Source organism: uncultured Thiodictyon sp., assembly GCA_903837595.1.
Taxonomy (GTDB): domain Bacteria; phylum Pseudomonadota; class Gammaproteobacteria; order Chromatiales; family Chromatiaceae; genus Thiodictyon.
The window spans coordinates 1-20270 of sequence record CAILVI010000574.1; the positions used below are offsets into that span (position 1 = coordinate 1).

Annotated in this window: 14 protein-coding genes and 3 pseudogenes; 2 read left to right on the forward strand and 15 right to left on the reverse strand. The window is 63.5% G+C overall.

The features are described 5' to 3' along the window. The 6 genes and pseudogenes from QZY44_RS35245 to QZY44_RS35270 form a co-directional block, all read right to left on the reverse strand. The coding region (locus QZY44_RS35245) for an AAA family ATPase (RefSeq protein WP_295459065.1) at positions 1–1229 on the reverse strand (1229 nt) is incomplete at its 3' end. Between the two features lie 128 nt (positions 1230–1357). Continuing rightward, positions 1358–1600, reverse strand: a pseudogene (locus QZY44_RS35250) (type II toxin-antitoxin system prevent-host-death family antitoxin); the annotation flags it as partial. A gap of 246 nt (positions 1601–1846) precedes the next feature. Further along, positions 1847–3358: a sigma-54 dependent transcriptional regulator gene (locus tag QZY44_RS35255; RefSeq protein ID WP_295459067.1), complete on the reverse strand. Its 1512-nt coding sequence runs from the start codon at positions 3356–3358 to the stop codon at positions 1847–1849. Between the two features lie 27 nt (positions 3359–3385). Next, positions 3386–4570: a PatB family C-S lyase gene (locus QZY44_RS35260; protein ID WP_295459069.1), complete on the reverse strand. Its 1185-nt coding sequence runs from the start codon at positions 4568–4570 to the stop codon at positions 3386–3388. A 132-nt stretch (positions 4571–4702) separates the two neighbouring features. Next, the gene (locus tag QZY44_RS35265) at positions 4703–6658 is read right to left on the reverse strand and encodes a CHASE domain-containing protein (RefSeq protein WP_295459072.1); all 1956 of its coding nucleotides are present in this window, start codon (positions 6656–6658) and stop codon (positions 4703–4705) included. 91 nt (positions 6659–6749) lie between these two features. Beyond that, a complete protein-coding gene (locus QZY44_RS35270) occupies positions 6750–7184 on the reverse strand; it encodes a PAS domain S-box protein (protein WP_295459097.1) in 435 nt (144 codons plus the stop codon). Positions 7185–7226: 42 nt separating this feature from the next. On the opposite strand from QZY44_RS35270, the pseudogene QZY44_RS35275 reads away from it, so the two are divergent. Next, positions 7227–7418 (forward strand): annotated as a pseudogene (locus QZY44_RS35275) (EAL domain-containing protein); the annotation flags it as partial. 28 nt (positions 7419–7446) lie between these two features. Here the strand turns inward: QZY44_RS35275 and QZY44_RS36120 are convergent. The 7 genes and pseudogenes from QZY44_RS36120 to QZY44_RS35310 form a co-directional block, all read right to left on the reverse strand. Then, positions 7447–9489: an HD domain-containing phosphohydrolase gene (locus QZY44_RS36120; protein WP_365305951.1), complete on the reverse strand. Its 2043-nt coding sequence runs from the start codon at positions 9487–9489 to the stop codon at positions 7447–7449. Then, positions 9482–12628, reverse strand: a complete 3147-nt coding sequence (locus QZY44_RS35290; protein WP_295459075.1) for a response regulator — start codon at positions 12626–12628, stop codon at positions 9482–9484. Before QZY44_RS35290 ends, QZY44_RS36120 begins: the two co-directional genes overlap by 8 nt. Positions 12629–12638: 10 nt before the next feature. After that, a complete protein-coding gene (locus QZY44_RS35295; protein WP_295459079.1) occupies positions 12639–13253 on the reverse strand; it encodes an ATP-binding protein in 615 nt (204 codons plus the stop codon). Further along, positions 13241–14974 carry a GAF domain-containing protein gene (locus QZY44_RS35300; RefSeq protein WP_295459082.1) on the reverse strand — a complete coding sequence of 578 codons (1734 nt, stop codon included), beginning with the start codon at positions 14972–14974 and terminating at the stop codon, positions 13241–13243. The genes QZY44_RS35295 and QZY44_RS35300 overlap by 13 nt, the downstream gene beginning before the upstream one ends. Positions 14975–15185: 211 nt before the next feature. Then, the gene (locus QZY44_RS35305; protein WP_295459085.1) at positions 15186–15389 is read right to left on the reverse strand and encodes a diguanylate cyclase; all 204 of its coding nucleotides are present in this window, start codon (positions 15387–15389) and stop codon (positions 15186–15188) included. Between the two features lie 55 nt (positions 15390–15444). Then, positions 15445–15543: pseudogene (locus QZY44_RS36125) on the reverse strand (hypothetical protein); the annotation flags it as partial. 136 nt (positions 15544–15679) lie between these two features. After that, on the reverse strand, positions 15680–16426 hold the full coding sequence (locus QZY44_RS35310; RefSeq protein WP_295459088.1) for a class I SAM-dependent methyltransferase: 747 nt from the start codon (positions 16424–16426) through the stop codon (positions 15680–15682). 441 nt (positions 16427–16867) lie between these two features. Between QZY44_RS35310 and QZY44_RS35315 the strand changes: the two genes are divergently transcribed. Further along, on the forward strand, positions 16868–17713 hold the full coding sequence (locus tag QZY44_RS35315) for a PA4780 family RIO1-like protein kinase (protein ID WP_295459091.1): 846 nt from the start codon (positions 16868–16870) through the stop codon (positions 17711–17713). 127 nt (positions 17714–17840) lie between these two features. Here the strand turns inward: QZY44_RS35315 and QZY44_RS35320 are convergent, their stop codons facing one another. Both QZY44_RS35320 and QZY44_RS35325 read right to left on the reverse strand, forming a co-directional pair. Further along, positions 17841–19427, reverse strand: a complete 1587-nt coding sequence (locus tag QZY44_RS35320) for a B12-binding domain-containing radical SAM protein (RefSeq protein ID WP_295459093.1) — start codon at positions 19425–19427, stop codon at positions 17841–17843. Next, a complete protein-coding gene (locus tag QZY44_RS35325; RefSeq protein WP_295459095.1) occupies positions 19427–20143 on the reverse strand; it encodes a hypothetical protein in 717 nt (238 codons plus the stop codon). Before QZY44_RS35325 ends, QZY44_RS35320 begins: the two co-directional genes overlap by 1 nt. Positions 20144–20270: the final 127 nt, after the last annotated feature.

Here is a 20270-nt window from a genome sequence, read left to right on the forward strand (position 1 = left end):
ATGCGCAGGACCCCGTCCCCGTCATACTGCTCTATATCTGTTAGCGTATATTCAGATAAGTACGTCGATCCATTGAGGAGCTTCAAGTCCTCGGAGACGATACTAATATCCTTAACCTCTCCTGTCCGTTGATTAATGAGTGCTACCGGCCCTTCCCCAAAATCAAGGGTGACTACCTCTGGAGAGATGGCCAGACCGGAGCGGCGCTTGGCGACGGCCTCGCGGTCGGACTCTCCCCGATCACCATATCCGATGAATCCTTCCTTTCTGCGCTCCCAAAATTCGGGGCAATCCGAACGCACCCGGCGAGCGATCTCGGCATGATCCAGCAGCTCTTGTCTGCGCATGTAACGGCGATTTTGCTTGCGCGTCTCCGGGTCGACCGTATCGTCTCCCCAAAGACCCTCTCCGCGTACAATTTCCGACACCACATTATCGAAATCGACGCGCGCCATTTTGTTGGTCCCGGGGCGAACCACTTCGTCCGGTGCAGCGACAGTTGCCCCGCGGCGCAAGCCGCGTCGAGAGTTACCTTGACCTAGGAGTTCGAGGCGCAGCCAGCGTCGGGCGTCGCGCTCAAGATCCCAGTCGAAGTCGCTTTTCTCGCCTTGGAAGTAGTGCGCTGCCAGTACCGGAAATAGTTTGCTATCGAGAAACGAAAGTCGGGCACACTCCTCAACGTCGTCAACGGTAATCTCGACATATTTTGAAGGTCCACGTCCTACGCAATAGCGCAGCACACCCGGGCCACTTGATGAGCGCCGCGAGCGGGCTTCCAACCAACCAATTTCCAACTCGACCCAAAGATCGGCGGAATCGTCGCTCAATGCTGAGAGCGCATCGAGATTGACGATCTCGCTCATCCTCGTGTCATGGCGCTCATCGTCTTCGTCCGCGAATCCATCGTCTTCGTCAGGCGACTCTTGACTGGCGGCAAGATCGGCAAGATCGATCCCGAGCTCGAATCGCATGCGAATGCTGCGCGTTGTATCGTGCCGGTGGACCAGATTCTCGAACCCGCCAAGGTCGACGGTCTCGCCGCCTAGCTCGGTGCGCCTAGCGTCGCAGTTATTCCTTTCCAATACCTCCCTGGCATACATGAGCGCCTGCACGATGGTGCTCTTGCCGGCATTGTTGGGTCCGAACAGCAGCGTCAGCGGCGCGAACTCAATCCGCACCGGCTCGCGGATGCCTTTGAAGTTTTCGAGGGTGAGTGCCTTGATGATCATCGGGTTGTCCTGTGCGTTCCTTGGGTGTCTGTAATGCCGGCCGCGCTATCGGGAGTGTGTCAGAGAGGTCGCTGCGACCCCGGCTTACCGTCCATGGCACTGGATTCCGGCATCCTGCCGGAATGACGGAGTGCCCGCTCGGTGCCGCCGCCCTGCTCCACCTCGGCGATGGAATCCAGCAGCCGTCTGGCGTTGTTGGGGCTGCGCAGCAGGTGGGCAGTTTCGGCCAGTGCGTTGTAGTCGTCCAAAGAGAGCATCACGACCGCCTGCTCGGACTCGCGGGTGATGATGACCGGCTCATGGTCGTCGCATACCCGGTCCATGGCTCTGGCCAGGTCGGCGCGGGCGGCGGTGTAGGTGATCGCGTTCATCGGGCTCTTACCTTGGACGTGTTGTAACGGATGCATCGGGCCGGAGGGCACGGGTTTGCATGTTGTCGATTGGCTTCGCCGGATCGATGCCAGATTGTAGGTCGGGTTAGCGTAGCGTAGCGTAACCCGACTTCTAAGGTTCCTGTCGGGTTACGGCGCGCCGCAGCGTCGCGGCAAAACCTTGGAAGCGGAGCCAGCGCGCCTAACCCGACCTACCTTGACCTGTATTAGGCAGTTGCCGTGCCATCAAGGCTCGACCCCGTGTTTCTTCAGCCAGTTGGTCAAGGTCGTGGGATTGCCGAAGCCCAGCAGCCGGGCGGCGCGGGACTTGTTGCCGCCGGTGAGGCGCATCGCCTGTTCCAGGTAGTACCGGGCGACTTGGTCGATGGTGGCATTGAGATCAATCCCTTGGGCGATATCCTGGGTCAGGGTCGAGTCGCCGGCCAGGTCCCGCGTCGGGCTCGGCAGCAGGGCGTCGCGGGCGTCTTCCAGGTCCATGGTCGGGCCTGGGGTCCAGACGGCGGCGCGGCGCAGGGTGTTCTGCATCTCGCGGACATTGCCGGGCCAGGGGTGTTCGAGCAGAAGTTTTCTTGCGGTAACGGAAAGGATCTTGGGGATGTAGCCCGGCTCGATCTCGCTCTCGCGGTTGACCTGCTCCAGCAACCGGTCGAGCAGCAGGCCGGCGTCGCCCTCGCGTTCGCGCAACGGCGGCAGTTGGATGACTGCGACGGCGAGTCGGTAGAAGAGGTCCTCGCGGAAGCGGCCGGCGGCGACCTCATCGACCAGGGTGCGGTTGGTGGCGGCGAGGATGCGCACGTCGACCGGGATGGGGGCGGTGGCGCCGACGCGGGTGACCTCGCCTTCCTGGAGTGCGCGCAGGAGCTTGACCTGGGCGGGTTTGGGCAGTTCGCCGAGTTCGTCCAGGAACAGGGTGCCGGTATGGGCGGATTCGAAATAGCCCTGGCGCTGCCCGGCGGCGCCGGTGAAGGCGCCCTTCTCGTGGCCGAACAGTTCGGACTCGATGAGGTCCGGGGCGATGGCGCCGCAGTTGACGGTGACGAAGGGGCGCGCGCGCCGGGGGCTGGCCTGGTGGATGGCGCGGGCGAGCAGTTCCTTGCCGGTGCCGGACTCGCCCTCGATCAGGATGGGGATGGAGCGCGGGGCGGCGCGACGGGCGCGGGCGATGGCGCGCGCCATGGCGGGGCTGCGGTGACAGATGGCCTCGAATTCGGGGGCGGCGGGCGGGAGTCCTGCGGTGAGCCGCTCCAGGGTGCGGTCGGGGCGCTCCAGCAGGTCGGGGAGGAAGTCGGCCGAGATATCAAACGGGACCGAGGCGGTGCGCACGCCGTGCCGGATAGAGGACTCGATCAACTCGGCGGGGAAGCGGGTCTTGGCGAGGATGATCCAGACGGCGGCCATGGCGGGGGTGCCGGGGCTCAGATGGAAGGCGAGTCCGTCGCCCGGCGGCTGGGCGGCGCGGGTCTCCGCGACGACCGCGCGGGCGTGGCGGTAGATGGCGCCGAAGTCGGTGGGGCTTTCCAGGGTGACGTAATGGGGGATGACTGGGGTTGGGGCTTGGGTCTGGAGCCAGGCGAGATAGGGGGCGGCGTCTTCCGGGGTGTAGTCGCAGAGGAGCTCCAGCCAGGCGAAGCGGTTGGTTTGCAGGGCTTGGGCGACGGGGCCTAGGCCGACCTGGTCGGCTTCGGTGACTGCACGCAGGTCCGTGCGGCCGAGCCAACTGATGAGGGTGGTTGCCATTCCAGCATCATCAGGTTGCCGGCGGAGTCACGCCGGCCCTGACGCCAGTGCCGCCGCCAGTTGCCCCAACGCCCGTTCGATCACCGCCCGCGGCGCGCCCAGGTTGAGCCGCATGTGCCCGCCCCCGCCGGTGCCGAAGATGGTCCCGGGGCTGAGGCCCAGGCCGGCACGTTCGATGAAGAAGGTGCGCAATGCGGCGTCGTCAAGCCCCAGATCCCGGCAGTCGAGCCACATGAGATAGGTCCCCTCCGGGCGCACGGCCTTGATGCCCGGCATGCCGGTGGCGATCATCCCGAGCGCCAGATCACGGTTCCCCCCCAGGTACGGCAGCAGTGCATCGAGCCAAGGGCCACCCGAACGGTAGGCCGCGGTAAAGCCGGCGACGCTGAATGGATTGCTGGCGCTCACATGGAAGGTATCGAAGACCCGGCGCAGCGCCCGGCGTTGATCCGGGTCCGGGCAGATGAGCGCGGAGAGCCCGAGCCCGGGGATGTTGAAGGTCTTGCTCGGGGCCAGCGCGGTGATGACGGTGGCGGGGTCATCGGCGAGACAGGCCAGGGGCCGGTGGAGCGCGCCCGGGAGACAGAGATCGTGATGGATCTCATCGGACAGGATCACCAGGCGATACCGCCAGGCAATCTCCAGGAGCCCATCGAGTTCAGCCGCGGTCCACACCCGGCCCACGGGATTATGCGGTGAGCACAACAGCAGCAGGCGCGCGCCCTCGGCGGCGCAGCGTTCCAAGTGTTCGAGGTCAAAGGTATAACCGTCCGGGCCGACCCGCAGCGGGTTCTCCACCACCCGCCGGCCGTTGGCCCGTACCACCGAGAAAAACGGCGCATAGACTGGCGGCTGGACGATGACGCCCTCCCCCGGCTGGGTCAGTGCGAGCACAGTGGCGGCCAGCGAGGGCACCACCCCCGGCGCCATGATGACCCAATCGCGCTCGATGGCCCAGCCGTGCCGCTCGCGCAGCCAGTCGGCCATGGCCTCAACGAGCGCATCCGGGAAGAGCGTATAACCATAGACGGGGTGCGCCGCGCGCTGCGCGAGTGCGCGCGCCACTGCCGCGGGCGCGGCAAAGTCCATATCCGCGACCCACAGGGGCAAGACAGTCCCATCACCGAACTGACCGGCGCGGCCATCCCATTTGAGTGAGGAGGTCTGCGCACGCTCGATTGGTCGATCAAAGTCAGGTAATTCGCTATTCATTTCCAATTGGCTCAAGGCCGCGGTGCCATTGCCGGCCAACAGGACCGAGTCGTCGCGCGACCGATTACGTAATGATGGGGGGGCGCGCCATTCCTGTCTATCAGTTTTCCAGGCACGAACGCGCTCGGCACCTCAGGCAGCGGACCCGGGCGCGTCCGACACCGCCGCCTCCGGGGCGCGGGGCGAGGCCAGGGTCACGCGGTTCTTGCCGGCGGCCTTCGAGGCATACATGGCCAGATCGGCCAGGCGAATCAGTTCCGGGATCTCCTCGGCGTGATCCGGATAAAGGGCGATGCCCAGACTGGCACTGACCGCACCGCCGTTCCAGTCCAGGTTGGCGATGGCATCGCGGACCCGCTCAGCGACCGCCAGCGCGATCACGGGATCGGCCAGTTCGGACAACACCAGCGCGAACTCGTCGCCGCCGCAGCGACCGGCCACATCCTCGAGCCGACAGTGCTGGCTCAGGGTGCTCGCAATGTCCGTCAGCACGCGGTCGCCGACCTGATGACCGTGGGTGTCATTGATCGCCTTGAAGCCGTCCAGGTCCAGCGAGATGAGGGCAAAGCGCCGGCCATGACGCCGGGCCTGGGCGAACGCCTGCGCCAAGCGGTCCTCGAAACCGGCGCGATTGGCAATGCCGGTCAGGGCATCCACGCGGGCCAGTTGCGCCTCGCACAGGGCTGCCTCCAATTGCAGCTGCGCTTGTTTGTGCTCGGTGACATCGATGCCGATACCGGCCACAAAACGGCGCCCATCCGCGCCACGGAAGGGGAACTTGATGGTCTGCCAATGGCGCACCTGACCGTCCGCGCTCGGGGCAGACTCGTCGATCTCCAGGGGGTGGTCGGCGGCAAGCACCCGCTGGTCGTCAGCGGCAAAGCGTGCGGCCAGTTCCGGCGGCCAGACCGCGTGGTCAGTCTTGACCCGCAGGTCTTGGAGGCTGACCCCAAAGCACCGCTCAAAGGTCTTGCTGGCATAGACCCAACGGCCCTGCGCGTCCTTGATCCAGGCCACCGTGGGGCTGTGATCCATGAACAGGCCGAACAGCTCCTCACGCTCGCGCAGGCGGGTCGCCGCGCGCCGTCTGGACCACAGCAGCGCGGACAGAGCCAGGCTGGTGACGCCACCCGCCCCCCCCAGCGCCAGGGACCAGGCGTAGGATGGGCGATAGGCCGCCCCCACCGGGAACGCGCGCAGCACCAGGGTCCGATCCGCCACCGCCAGCCGCGTCTCGTAGCCCGCAGTGTCATAGCCCAATGCCGCCGCGTCCGGTGCCGTCCCAGGACCACGGCTGCGGGAGGAGTGGACATGGAGCAGGCCCGCCGCCCCCGGCAGACCCGCATCCGCCAACACCAGATCGAGCCCCCGCGGCGGAAGCGCGGCGACCACCCCGTTGACCAAGTCCCCCAGACGGGTGATACCCGCCGCATAGCCCTGAAGGCGTTGGCGCCGCTCCTGCGGGGTCGCGCCCTGGGCGCAGGGTACGAAGATCACAATGGCCCGTTGGTTGGCGGTCTCCTGGACCAGACTCACGGGGATCGTGGCAACCGCCTGCCCCCTGTCACGCGCGCCTTCCAGGGCCGCGCGACGGTGCCGCTCGGAGCCGGCATCGAAACCCAGCGCACGGGCATTACCGGTGAGGGGTTCCACCCGCCACACGGGGAAATAGGCCGGGCGCGCGCCCGCCGGGAGCAGGTCCGTCCCGGACTGCTCGCGAATGGCAAAATCGGCCAACCCTTGCGCCCGCGCCTGTGCCTCGAAGTCGGCGCGCTGCGCCGCCAATACCAGGGGTAGCCATTCAAGTGCGCGGATCGCCGGGTTGCGCTCGAGAAAGGGACGCGTAAACAACTCAAACTCGTCGGCCCGCACCACCTCCGAGGCACCGTAGAGCTGGGCCACGGCCTGGACCGCCATCACGAGCGACTGGAGTTGCTGCGCAATCGCCTGGGTATAGACCGCCACATCGTCGCGCAACCGCTCGGCGCGCTCCTCGGTCTCCCACTGCCAGACCGCCCAGGCGAGCGCCAGACTGATCAGCAGGCCCAGCGTCAGGACCAGAAGCTCAGGCAGACGTGCACGCGGCACGGCGCGCATCAGATGCCCGGCGCGCGCGCGGTAGGCACGCCGACGTCGGTGCAGGGCGCAGTATCCATGTCGTTTGAGTCCTGTACAACGGCTAGATCAGCCACGAGTTTAGCGCAGAGTGTCGCCCATCCGCCACCCGGCGCGCGACGGCGACGCAGCGTCCTTGGCGTTTGGCACACCGCGGCGTTTTGCCCGAGTGCAGGATGCGCGGGTTATGGCCTACGACCTCCGCGCCGGCATACCCGCTGGTACGCACAAAGGCCTCGTTGACGTATTCGACGCGGGCCTCCAGGTCGGTGATGACGATGATTCCGGTGTGGTCGACGACAGCGATGTGGGACGAGACAGAGTCGAGGACCGCGCGCGTGAGCCGCTCGCTCCCGCGTAGCGCGAACTCGGCCTGCTTGCGCTCGGTAATGACGTCGAAGATGGCCACGACGTGGTCGGGGCACGGGCAGTAGACCGAGATTGAATACCACAGACGCAGGGCCGTCACATAGGTCTCGAAGCGCTCGGGCTGGACCATCGCGGCGACCCGGCCATCGGTTTCGATCACGCCCGGGTCGGTCTGGCTGATGTGGCCCACGCGTCCCGGGTCATTGAGGCCTGCCGCAGCCTTGGAGTGCCCTGTGCGCTGGACGATTTCGGCGTGGGCTATGCGTCGCTGACCTACCTTAAACGTCCGCCGGTCGCGCAGGTCAAGATCGACCGGAGCTTCGTGTATGACATGCTCGATAACTCGGATGACTTGGCCATGCTTGGCGCCTTGCCGTGAGCCATTGCCGAATCTAGGATGATTGCCACACCGGCCCTTCGGGCTGATCCCAGGCGGCCATGAGTTCACGGATGCGCGGCAGACAGGTCTCCAAAGCCGCGACCAAGGTCGGATCGAACAGCGTGCCGGCACTCGCACGCAGGGTCGCGAGCGCCCGCTCCCCGGGCCAGGCATCCTGGTCGGGCCGCTGCACGGTGAGCGCAGCGAAGGCATCGGCAGCCGCGACGATGCGCGCCGATTCCGGAATGGCCTCACCCGCCAGCCCCTTCAGGTACCCGCTGCCATCCCAGTTTTCATGATGATAGAGCGCAATCTCTGCGGCCAATGCAAACAGCGGTGCGTCGCTGCCGGACAGAATCTCAAAACCGATCCAGGTGTGCGTCTTCATGGCGGTCAGCTCGTCCGACGCCAATTCCGCGGGTTTGCGCCGCATCACGTCGGGAATGCCGATCATACCGGTATCATACAGCGGCGCGGCCAGTTCCAGCAGCTCACAACGCGCCGGCGACCAACCCACCGCGGCAGCCAACTGCCGCGCAACGCCCGCCATGCACCAGAGCTGTGTGCTGGTATCGGGGGCGTGGTAATGGGCCGCCTTGGCAATCATGTCGATCGCGTCGCGGCGGCTCTGCTCCAGCTCCCCGGTATGCACCAGCGACAGGTGCGTACGCACCCGCGCCCGCACGATGCCGGCCGACACTGGCTTCACCAGGTAATCGACGCCGCCGACCGCGAAACCGCGCTCCTCATGACCGAGATCAGACAGCGCGGTGACAAAAACCACCGCAATTGTCTCCGTCTGCGGATTGGCCTTCAGGGCCTGACACACCGCATAGCCGTCCAGGTCGGGGAGCTGAATGTCGAGCAGAATGAGCGCGGGGTGATCGCTGCTCGCCAGCGCGAGGGCCTCAGCGCCGCTGCTGGCAAACAACAGGCGATAGTCGCGCTCCAGAATATGGCCGAGCACGGCCCGCGTGAGGCGATCATCGTCGACAATGAGAATGGGGCCTGGCGGCATGAGCTGTTGCGCTATTGCAATGCGCGCTGCCCCTTTCTCCGGTGAGTCATGCCGGTTCCAATCGGCTTTAATGTTGAGGAGTTGCGGCAGACAGGCCTGGAAAGCGGCGATCACGGAGGGATCAAAATGGGTACCGGCGCCCGCACTTAGCGTAGTGATGACCCGCTCCAACGGCCAGGCCTCCTTGTAGGGCCGAGTCATGGTTAGCGCGTCAAACACATCGGCCACGGCGACGATCCGTGCCGATTCAGGAATAGCGTCACCGCGTCGCCCCTGGGGGTAGCCGCTGCCGTCCCATTTTTCGTGATGATAGAGTGCGATTTCGGCCGCCAGCTGAAATAAGGGGGCGGCGCTACCAGATAGAATCTCAAAACCAGTCGCACTGTGCTGCATAATGACGGCCCACTGCTGGGCATCCAAGGCACCAGGTTTGCGTAAAATCGCGCCGGGGATACCGATCTTGCCGGTATCGTGCATTGATGCCGCCAATTCGAGCAGATCACAACGCGCCTTCGACCAACCGAGCTGCTCGGCCAGTTGGCGGGCAAAGGCCGCCATCCTCCAGATATGGGTGCCGGTATCGGCATCGTTATAGTGTCCGGCCTTGCCCAGCATGACCACGGCGTCCCGCCAGCTCGTCTCCAAGGCCTTGGCCTGTACCAGTGAAAGGTGATTACGTACCCGCGCCCGCACGATTGCCGCGGACACCGGCTTCGCCAGATAGTCGACACAGCCGGCCGCGAAGCCGATTTCCTCATTGTCCACCTCCGACAGCGAGGTGACGAAAATGACCGGAATGGCCTCGGTCTGCGGATCGGCCTTCAAGGCCCGACACACCGCATAGCCGTCCAGGTCAGGCATCTGAATGTCGAGCAGGATTAGCGCGGGGTGATGCCGGATGGCCAGGTTCAGGGCCTCGGCCCCGCCGCGGGCAAACATCAGCCGGTACTCGGGCGCCAGGATCTGGCGTAAGATGGCCAGATTGATAGGCTCGTCGTCGACGACGAGAATGGGGCCGGGTAGCATGGAATTACTCATTGATCTCACCGATCCGGTCAGACAGCAGCGCTTGAGTCAATGACTCGGCCGCGCGAAAATCGAAGTCGGTCAAGTGTGCGTGGATCGCGGCTAGTCGAGCCTCTTCTACCAGACCCTGCAATTGCGCCAGCACGCACTCTGCGCGGTCGATATCATTCTCGTCGAGCGCGCCAAGTAATTTGTTCAACAGCGCATCAAGAGCGCTTCGATCGGCATTGGGCGCGGCCAACACGCTGCGCGTCGCCCCCGCCGTCCTGGTCCAACCGTTGATGCCGGCACAGACCTCGTCAATGGCGGCCTGCAGTTGCGCGGCCAAGGCGTCGCTCGGCTCGCCCGCCTTCAGCCCGGTATCCAGTTGCCGGGCCACCCCAGCGACCCCGGGGATCGCTAAGCTACCAGCCACACCGATCAGTTTATGGGCCAGTGCCGCGGCGGCCGAGCCATCGCCTTGCCGCACCGCAGCGGTGATACTCAAGCCAGCGCCGGCATAGTCGGCAACGAACTTTTTCAGATAGGTCCGGTAGGTCGCAAGCGTGCGCCATTGTTTGAGACCCGCGGTCAGGTCGATGCCCGGCAAGGTCGGGAGCCGCTCCGCGGGGCCGGGCCCGCGGGGCGACTCCGCTGGCACCGCCGGCGCGGGCCGGCAGCCGGTCCAGTGCTGAATGCGTGCAATCATCTGATCGATGTCGAACGGTTTGGCGATGAAGTCGTTCATGCCGCAGTCCCGGGCGGCATCGCGCAAGGTCTGGAAGGCACCGGCGGTGAGTGCCAAGATCGGCAGGTCTGTCCAGCGTGCATTCTCGCGAATCAGCCGCGTCGCCGCATAGCCATCCAGGCGCGGCATCTGCACATCCATCAGCACAATGTCCACCGCCTGCGGGTGGGCCCGCAACCAGTCCACCGCCTCCTGGCCGTCACTGGCCAATACCACCACCGCGCCCTCGAGCTCCAGGATGCCCTGCGCCAGCTCCCGATTGATGTCGCTGTCATCCACGACCAGGACGCGCACACCGGGCAGCCGCCGCGACTGGGCCTGTATTGGAATTGGTTGACCAGTTGTCGGTGCAGGTTCGCGTCGCTTAACGGCCTCCGTAATCGCGTTATACAAGGCCAATGGCGTGACCGGCTTGCTCAACACCGTATCCACCGCGCCCATGCCCGGCTGGACCAGGATTTCATCGCGCGAGTGGGCGGTGACCATGATGACGATCAGCGGCCGCTGTGATGGTTCGATCCGATCCCGCAGCACGCCCCGTATCGCCTGGGCAGTGGTCAACCCATCCATCTCGGGCATCTGCCAGTCGAGCAGCAGCGCATCGTAGAGGCGTTGGCTCGCCAGGCACGCCTGCGCCTGCGCGAGCGCGGCCGCGCCCGAGGCCACCAGGTCGGCGGTCCAACCGAGCCGTGCCACGGTGTTCAGCAGAGCGGCACCGGCCGTGGGGCTATCGTCGACCACCAACAGGTGCAGCGGGGCCAACCCCATCGGCACGGCTCGCGCTTGGGCGTCGTATTGCAATGGGAGTCGGAACCAGAATTCGCTACCCCGGCCGACCGCACTCTCGACCCCCAGTTCGCCACCCATCAAACCGACCAATTGTCGGGTGATGGCCAGCCCCAACCCAGTGCCGCCGAAGCTGCGACAGATGCTGGTGTCGGCCTGTGTGAAGGCGGAGAAGACCTCCGCCTGGTGCTCGGGGGAGATGCCGATACCGGTGTCACGCACCGTGAAACGCAGCCGTGCCCCCCGTTCATGCGCGGACTCCACTGCGATGCGCAGTTCGACCTCACCCTGCTCGGTGAACTTGATGGCATTGCCGAGCAGATTGAACAGGACTTGCCGCAGGCGCCCCTGATCCCCAATCAGTGCATCGGGCACGTCGGCGGGAGGCGGGCAAATGATCAGCTCCAGGTCCTTGTCGCTGGCGGACGCGCTCATGATCGCGGCCAGATCATCCAGCAATCCGGATAGACTAAAAGACTCAGACTCGATCGCGAGGTGCCCCGCCTCGATCTTGGAGAAGTCGAGGATGTCGTTGATGAGGATCAGCAAAGTGTCTCCGGCATTGCGAATCTTGCGCACCAGGTTGCGAGTCTCGTCATCCCCCGAACGCCGCTCCAGTAGATAACAGAAGCCTAGCACCGCGTTCAGCGGCGTGCGGATCTCGTGGCTCATATTGGCCAGGAACTCAGACTTCATCCGCGTCGCCTGTTCGGCCAGGCGCTGCGCCTGCAACAGATCGGTCACATCATAGAGGGTGACGAGATGCTGCCCGCCCAGCGCCTCGCTGAGCGTTGTTGGGCGAACCATCGCGATGCGTGTCGCCCCGTCCTTGCAGCGGATAGTGGCCTCCACGGTCATGCCCACTTTGCCTTGCTTCCCGACCCCGGAAAGATAGCCGTCGAAGGCGGTTTTCATCACCTGGGCATAGTCCGGATTGGGGTAGGCCAACCGCTCCCAGTGCGTCCGGGTGGGAATATCCGCCAGGGTATATCCGAAGGTAGCGATGAAGGCGGGGTTGAGATAAACGAACGTCTGGGTCCCGTGGCCGATCGCGAGCGGCACCGGCGAGGCATCGATGATGACGCGGGCCGTCGCCGCGCTCACGCCGAGCGCCGCCTTGGCACGCCGCAGCTCACTGTTGGTCTCCGACAGCGCCTCTGTGCGCTCTGCCACGCGGCTCTCCAGGGTTCGATTCAGTTCCTCGACCTCGGCCAGAGATTGCGCGATCTGCCGTTGCTGCGCCCGGACCTGGCGGCGCATGCCGAGCTTTTCGAGGCTATTGGCCATCGCGCGGCGTAGTTCGTCCGCACCGAAGCGCCCCTTGGTCAGAAAATCGTGGGCGCCCTGCTTCATGCACTCGACCGCCAATGCGGCATCGGCATTGCCGGTCAGGATGATGACCGCATAGTCCTCGTCATGTCCCGGGCCACGCTCGTCGAAGAATTCCAGCCCGGTCATATCGGGCAATTGGTAGTCGAGCAGCACAACGTCCGGTTCTTGGGTCGCAGCCAAGGCGAGTCCCTGATCGCCCCGCTCGGCCGTGATCACATCAAATTCATCCCGCAACCAACGCCGGACCCTCTCCGTATCCTCGGGGCTGTCGTCGATGATCAGTACGGTCGGGCGTGTTGTTAACATTGGATCACTATTACACTGGAGGTCGAGGCTTTAGCCGGTCCGGCGTGCAGGCGCCGGTGATTTCTGTTGGATACGCCGGAAACCGCCACCGGCTAAAGCCTCGACCTCCGGTTGTAGATGGGTCGCCGCCGGGCTCTTTACTCACGCAACTGGGAGCGCCACCGCCTGGAACCAATAGCGCACGAATGCCTTCAATGGCCTTGCGGGTGATGGTCAGGCCGGCACCGGCCCCGCCGCCGTAGGCGTCGCGGCCGTGTAATCTGCGGAAGATCTGGAAGATACGCGCGAAATGCTTGGGGGCGATCCCGATGCCATTGTCGCCGACGTAAATGACCGGCGGATCACGCGTGGTGTCGCAACCGATCACCACCTGCTTGTCGGCCTTGTCATTGTATTTCACTGCGTTTGAGATCAGGTTGCTCAGGATCTCTGCCACCCGGATGCGATCACAACGAAGCACCGGCAACGCCTCCGGCACCTGAACTTCAACAGCGTTCATTTGCAGTAGGGGCTGCGGGTCTGCGAGCACGTAAGCCAGCACCGCGTTGAGATCGATCGCGTGCAGGTCCAGATCGATCCGGCCGACCCGCGAATACTGGAGTAATGACTCGATCAGATCATCCATCCGGTGGGTGAGACGCAGGATAGTTGCCAGGCGCTGTCGGCCCTCTTCCGACAATCGCCCCCATCGTCGTCCTGCACGAATTGGACGATGCTGTGGATGCCGCGCAAGGGTTCTTTCAGGTCATGGGAGGCGGCATAGGCGAACGTATCGAGCTCCAGATTGCTCTGCACCAGTTCGCTGTTCTTGCGCCGCAGTTGCTCGGTGTGGCCCATGATGAACTCCAGGATACCCCGACGTAATTCGCCAGCGTGTTCGATTTCACAGTCCAGCCACGGGTGCGCCTGGCCGCAGGCCGTCTCCTTCCACAGTGCAAAGGAGGTGCGTGGCAGGAGCCGGACTTCACCGTCGTGGTCGTCAGTTTCCATGGGCATATTGGGGTCACCGGCCCAGTCGACCGATTGCAGAATCTCCCGACGAAACCACATCAAACCATCCGATGCAGCGTGGGACAGACGCACCGCGAGCACTCCACTGGCGAGCGTGCGGAAGCGCTCCGCCGGTGGATAATCGAGCGCCAACTGATGGCTGACGAAGTGCAGGTCGTCCCGGGTGGCGAGCCACTGCACCAAGGCCCGCACCTCTGACTCGGCGGGCGTATGGCCCCACAGGGTGAGGCGGTCCTCGCTCAACCAGGCGGCGCCGTCGGCATCCAGCGCGCTCATCAGCTCGGGGCCGGCGTCGAGCAGTGCATGTTCCCCCGCCCCGGCCTTGAGCAAGGTATCGAGCAGCTGCCCGCTGGCCGCCGCCAGCCTCAGCCGATAGGCGTAGTGTTCTTGCGTCTCCTTCGCGCCCATCTGGAGCGAGAGCATGTGCGCGAGGCACTCCACCGCGATACGGGTCTCGTAGGGCAGGTAGCGCGGTGCCGCGTGGTTCATGCACGAGATCAGGCCCCACAACCGGCCGTCCTTGAGCAGGGTGGTCACCAGCGTGGCCTTGACCCCCATGTTCTTGAGATAGCCGCTATACGTGACCGACACGCTGCGCAGGAACGAATAGCTGAGATCCACGGGGCCGGCGGATTCCGCAGTGAGCGCCGGCAGCAGGGGAATCGGTACATAATCGACATCGGGCAAGTGGCGCAGCCAGCTCAGCGCGAACAACCGCCGGGCGGGTTCGGGGATGTCGACGGCGGGATAATGCAGCCCCAGATAGGTCTCCAGGTTCGCCGCGACGGACTCGGCGATGACCTCACCGCTGCCATCGGCAGCGAAGCGATACGCCATGACCCGGTCGAAGCCGGTGAGCGCGCGGATTTCTACGACGGCCAGTTGCAGGAATGCTTGCAGCGACGCGGCGGCCTGCAACCGTTGCAGCGTGTTGTGGACCTCCTGGTACAGGTCGGGCGCCCCGGTATGGGCCTGCTCATCCCGTCGTTCGAACTCCAACAGTAAGAGGCCGTCAGCACGATTGCCGAACAGATGGAAGCATTCGTTGCGCGCGCTGCTGCGCACCGACATCAGGTGCAGCAGCATACCGGACAGGTCATGACTCGCCAGCCGTGTGCGCAACGCCGCGGTCGCCTCATCGCCGAGCAGCCGCTCGATCCCTTGCCCGAGCAGGACCTCAGGCGGGAGCCCCAGATAATCCCCGGTGTTGGCGCTGGCCTGGATAATACGCAGCGCGGGCTCCTGCAGTACCAGCAGCGCGCCATGCGGTTGAATGGCACCGGCGTACTGGATCTGCTCGCGATCACAGTCGGAGAAATCGACGACGGTTGGCATGATGCAACAAATGAGTGAACGCGGTGGAGTGCCATGGCGCGCCGGCGCAAACCGTCTGGGGACCTAACCACCAGGTCTGCGACAATGTTTTGCGCGGCGACCGTTGCGACCTCAGTTCGCCCCGCTCCGGGCCGTCGCCCCGAAGGATGGTTCCGGTTGGGAGGCGCGGGCTATGTGCACGTCGTCTTGCGCGCGCCTGCCAACTGTAGCACTAAACCATCCTGTCCCGCCGCGTCACATCCAGGGTCAGGGGCTGCCGCAGCGCCTCGCCAATCCCTTCGGCGACCTCGATCGCGCCCTGATCGTCCTGCACATCTGTCAGCAGCACCACGAACTCGTCCCCGCCGATCCGTCCGACGGTATCCGCAAACAGACTGCGGTTGGGTAGATTGGTCAGCACATCGTGGTGCGCCATACAGGCGATCCGTTCGTAGGCTTTCTTGCGTTCGGAAATATCGAGCTTGCAGAATTCTGGGATTCTTCCCGATGGCCTCCGCAGCCGTATAAGCGGACTGTTCGGTGAATTGCGGATTGACAGATTGGATGGTGGCGTCCGCGGTGGTGATCACGATGGACGTCGGGCTTTGCTCGACGTCTGCACCATGCTCCAGTCGCCATGGGGCCTCGTCCTTACCCCACCATCAAGTGCGAACGCATCGGCGCTAACCATACCTTGGCCGAATTGACTGATGCAGTCAAGGCAATCTAAGGCAAGCGCCGCAACAGGTCCACCCGGTGCGGCTTCAGAAACCGCGCGCCGGCCGGTGTCAGGTGACGCTCAAAGGCGGCGCGGATGGCGGCGCGCTGGTTGTCATCCAGGTGCCGCTCGCTGTGGGTCACGTCGACGAAACGCGCCTCGAAGCCCGGCCAGTCAGGATAGGTGGCCGCGGACTCAAAGAAGACCTCCGCCGCCAGGGCGAAGCGCCCCTGCCCGACCGCCCGCTGTAAGGCGGTAAAGGCGGCTTCGCGCACTACTCGCTCATCCTCAATCAGACGCATCACCTCGTTGAACGGCCCCTGGTAGACCGGCTCCGAGCAATAGAGCAGGCCGCCGGGCTTGAGCACCCGGTGGATCTCGGTCAAGGCCAGGTCCATCAGGTCCGGCGGGACATGGTGGAGCGATTTGAACATGAAGACCAAATCATAGGTCGCGTCGGGGTCGGCGATGGCCGCGGCCCCACCGAGGTGGAAAGTCACGGCCGGCAGCTCGCCAAGCGCCAGGTTTTTCTCGTGCTGGATGCGGTCCACCTCGGTGGCCGTAACCGCCGCCGCCCCCAGTCGCTGCGCCAGCAGCCGCGTCATCCAGGCCGCCCCACAGCCCAGTTCCAGGACCCGCAGGCCGCGCACCGGCACCAATTCCTGGATCAGATCCAGCTCTTCCAGCAGACGATATTCGCCCGCTGCGTGCAGGCGCATGGCAGTCGCCCCAAGGTGGCCCGGCAACTCGGTCATCGACCACGTCTCCTGATACTAGGTAAGGGAAAACGCCGGACGACCGGCCGCTCGCAGACGTGGGGGCGGGGGGGCGATATTCCGCGGCGGCCGAGTGCGCCGCCGGCGCCGCACAACGGCGCAGTCTGCTGCGTCTTGTCCTGGGTTTGCCTGGCATTCATATCATGTGCGGTCGGACCTGGCGGGCGACGGATGCGGCGTTGCCCCAGGATCGACGCGGAATCCAGACATAAATATCGCATGGATTGCTGGGTTGGTGGCATAATCAGACGATGGAGTCTCCACGCCACCTGGACGTCTTTGTCGAAGTCGATCTTGATTTCTTGCTCGCGAACCTGGCGCGACCCCCCGGCGTGCTCGCCCAGACATAATCATTGGCTGCGCCGCCCTGCTCCCATCTGATCTTATTGCGCCAAGCCGGCAATTCACTTAAGAGTGACTATGAAAGTTCCAAAGAGTCTCGAACCGCTGTTGCGCGATGGTCTGATCGATGAAGTGATACGCCCGCTGAAAAGCGGAAAAGAGGCCGCGGTTTATGTGGTCTCCTCGGAAGGCGCGATTCGCTGCGCCAAGGTCTATAAGGAAGCGAACAAACGCGGCTTTCATACCCAGGCCATGTATCGCGAAGGCCGGACCGTACGCAACAGTCGACAGGCGCGGGCGATGGAGAAGGGCTCGCGCTTTGGACGCAAGGAGCAGGAGGAGGTGTGGCAAAACGCCGAGGTCGATGCCCTCTATCGCCTGGCCGCGGCCGGCGTGCGGGTGCCACAGCCCTATCACTTCCTGGAAGGCGTGCTGCTGATGGAGTTGATCACGGATGCCGAGGGCGTGGCGGCGCCCCGCCTCAACGACCTTGACTTGACCAGCGAGCAGGCCCTGGATTATCACGGCCGACTGATCATGGAAGTGGTCAAGATGCTCTGCGGCGGGCTGGTCCACGGCGACCTCTCCGAATTCAATGTGCTGGTCGACGCGCAGGGTCCGGTGATTATCGATCTGCCCCAGGCGATCGATGCGGCGGCCAACAACAATGCCGCGCGGATGCTGGAGCGGGATGTCAACAATCTGGCCGCCTATTTTGGCCAATTTGCGCCTGAACTGCTGACCACCACCTATGGCAAAGAAATCTGGCACATCTACGAGGCCGGCAAGTTGACGCCCGAGGTCAAGCTCACTGGCCATTTCAAAGGCCAGCACAAGGAGGCCGACCTGGAGTCCATCATGAGGGAAATCGACGACGCGCGGGAGGACGCCATCAGGCGTAAGCAGGAGCGCGACGGCGACTAATACCCAGGAACACAAGCAGTTCCCTCTGAAGCGTCCGCTGGAAAAGGAGCGGCCCACCGAGGACGGCGTCGCTTATGCGGTGAGCGGTCCAAGCTGGATCGTGCCATCGCGCGCCCGTTGATCATTGTCAGATTGATTGCGCCGGGACGCGGCGGTCCGGTGGCGTTGCCTCTGCCTTCAAGAACGCTGCGACTTGGGTCTCGATTTGGTCGCGGACAATCTCGCGATAGTCCACGAAATGCTCGATTTGGGCACACACGGACAAATAACTACTCACACCTCCGGGATTATGCCAAGCCATCTTCGATAGGTAGTGCCAAAATTTCCAGCGGGTCTGACGTACCACACCTTGGCGCCAGCAGATGATGAACAATGCACGCAGTGCCTTCCGGTCCACTTTCTTTTTTCCGCCTTTGCCCTTTTTCGGATAAGTGGCTTCACCCAATAGGCGGTAGTGACGGTACGTGCGATCGAGGTACCGCGACGGTTCATACAGATCCCAGAACGCTTGCACATATTCCTGCGCGATTTCTTCTAATGGTCGCGTGGGTACAAAATTCATCAACGTGGTTTGGTTGATGTTCGCTGATTCTCCGCGTAGGCGCGATTCCTTTTCCAAGCGATGCCAGAGCGCGGTATTGGGCAGCGCTTGCAACATAGTAAATGAGGCCGTAGGGATAGAATTTTGTTCGATAAACTGAACAATTCGCGCACCAGCCCCTGGTTTTTCGCCGTCAAAGCCAATAATAAAACCCGCCATAACGCGCAGCCCTGAGCGGGTAATTTTCAGTACTGCATTACTGAGGGGGTCTTTGGTATTTTGGTGCTTCCGAGTCAAGGCGAGACTTTCCTCATCAGGTGTCTCAATGCCCAAAAAAACCGACCCAAAATTACATTTTACCATCAAATCCATCAGTTCTTGATCTTGGGATAAATCAACAGAGGCCTCCGTCGCAAAAGAAAAGGGGTAGTGATGCGAAACCATCCAAGGCTGAAGTTCCTTTAGGAACAATTTAACCTTGGCCTTGTTGCCGATAAAATTATCATCCACCACAAAAACGCTGCGCCGCCAACCTAATTTATAGAGACAATCAAGCTCTGCCAGCAGTTGCTCCGGCCGCTTGGTGCGGGGTTTGCGCCCATAGAGAACAATAATATCGCAAAACTCACATTGGAAGGGGCAGCCACGGGAAAATTGTACCGACATTTCTGCATAAGCATCAAACTCCAGTAAGTCAAAGCGAGCAATGGGCGTCATGCTGACATCAGGCCGTTCACCTCCAGAGCGAAAGACACCAGCCGTTTCACCGCGCCGAATCGCATCAACAAAAAGGGGTATAGTGATTTCCCCTTCATCCAGAATCAGGTAATCAGCTCCTACATCCGTGACCTCACTGGGCAGGGCTGTTGGATAAGGCCCGCCGACAGCCACCAGCTTACCGTGACTTTTCGCCTCCCGAATCTGCTCCAATAAATCCTCTTTTTGAACGATCATCGCGGACAACATCACCAAATCCGCCCATGCCCACTGCGCGTCCGTCACCTGGCGTACATTGCGATCGACGAGTTGATAGTGCCATTCCTGGGGCAAGATCGCGGCGACTGTCACCAAGCCCAGAGGCGGTAACATGGCCTTACGATCCAACATCGCCAATGTTTTTTCAAAGGACCAAAAGCTCTTGGGGAATAGCGGGTATACCAGTAAGACGTTCATTATTGGATAGTGAGAATAAACGGATAGGAGATTGGACGATCCAAGACCGGATATGGCCTCGCGCTTAGTCGTGCGATGGGCGGTCTGGGCTCACGGGGCGGTTGCCGGGGGTGGCGTGATTCGGGAGTGTCCAGGTGGGACGGATTATCCTGGAAAACGTGGTTGGTTGCCTCTACTGCGTCACACGTGGTGGTGCCCTGGGCCCAGTTGGCGCGCACCGGGCGCTCCCCGTCGTCGCCGTCGCGATGACGCGACTTGCGGCCCTGGACGTTGATGGTGGTGCAGAAGCTGGGTTGGTAGGGGCCGCCGCGCCCAGCGTCGGCCCGCGCCCGCCGCCCCAGCGTGAGGCCTATCTGATCGGCGGGCGGGATGGGCGTGGGGGAGCCGGTCATGTCCGGCAGGTCCAAGAGGTCGTTGCAGAGCGGCTGCAAGCCCGCCCCCATCAGATCGGCGAGCAACTCCTCGTTAAGTTCCCGCATGAGACGGGTGGGACCGACCCGGCGATTGGTCTCATCGAGCGCCCGCACCCGGATCTGCACCCCGGGACCCAGCACGCGGCGCTGCGCACAATCCACGGCGATGCCATCGACCGTGGCCAGGCTGTTGGCCGGCAGGGACGAGCGCCACCACTGGATGACATAGCCGTCGTCGTCATCATGGGACGGCTTGATCCAAAGGATGTGGACGGGTTCGGACTGGAGGGCACGCGCCGGCATGGAGGAAGTCAACAGAGGGTGGCCTCAAATCGAGGTGGGGGCGGTGGCGTCGGCGCCGACTGATGTTCCCGGCGGCGCCGCACAACCATGGTAGCGTCGACGCACACGGGCCTAGGTAAAGTCGTCC

Excerpts from the sequence above, each read along its gene's own strand:
- QZY44_RS35300 (WP_295459082.1), bottom strand. The coding sequence starts at position 14,974 with ATGCCAACCGTCGTCGATTTCTCCGACTGTGATCGCGAGCAGATCCAG.
- QZY44_RS35315 (WP_295459091.1), top strand. The coding sequence starts at position 16,868 with ATGAAAGTTCCAAAGAGTCTCGAACCGCTGTTGCGCGATGGTCTGATC.
- QZY44_RS35305 (WP_295459085.1), bottom strand. The coding sequence starts at position 15,389 with ATGGCGCACCACGATGTGCTGACCAATCTACCCAACCGCAGTCTGTTT.
- QZY44_RS35320 (WP_295459093.1), bottom strand. The coding sequence starts at position 19,427 with ATGAACGTCTTACTGGTATACCCGCTATTCCCCAAGAGCTTTTGGTCC.
- QZY44_RS35290 (WP_295459075.1), bottom strand. The coding sequence starts at position 12,628 with ATGTTAACAACACGCCCGACCGTACTGATCATCGACGACAGCCCCGAG.
- QZY44_RS35295 (WP_295459079.1), bottom strand. The coding sequence starts at position 13,253 with ATGGATGATCTGATCGAGTCATTACTCCAGTATTCGCGGGTCGGCCGG.
- QZY44_RS35310 (WP_295459088.1), bottom strand. The coding sequence starts at position 16,426 with ATGACCGAGTTGCCGGGCCACCTTGGGGCGACTGCCATGCGCCTGCAC.
- QZY44_RS35255 (WP_295459067.1), bottom strand. The coding sequence starts at position 3,358 with ATGGCAACCACCCTCATCAGTTGGCTCGGCCGCACGGACCTGCGTGCA.
- QZY44_RS35270 (WP_295459097.1), bottom strand. The coding sequence starts at position 7,184 with ATGGTCCAGCCCGAGCGCTTCGAGACCTATGTGACGGCCCTGCGTCTG.
- QZY44_RS36120 (WP_365305951.1), bottom strand. The coding sequence starts at position 9,489 with ATGAGTAATTCCATGCTACCCGGCCCCATTCTCGTCGTCGACGACGAG.
- QZY44_RS35325 (WP_295459095.1), bottom strand. The coding sequence starts at position 20,143 with ATGCCGGCGCGTGCCCTCCAGTCCGAACCCGTCCACATCCTTTGGATC.
- QZY44_RS35260 (WP_295459069.1), bottom strand. The coding sequence starts at position 4,570 with ATGAATAGCGAATTACCTGACTTTGATCGACCAATCGAGCGTGCGCAG.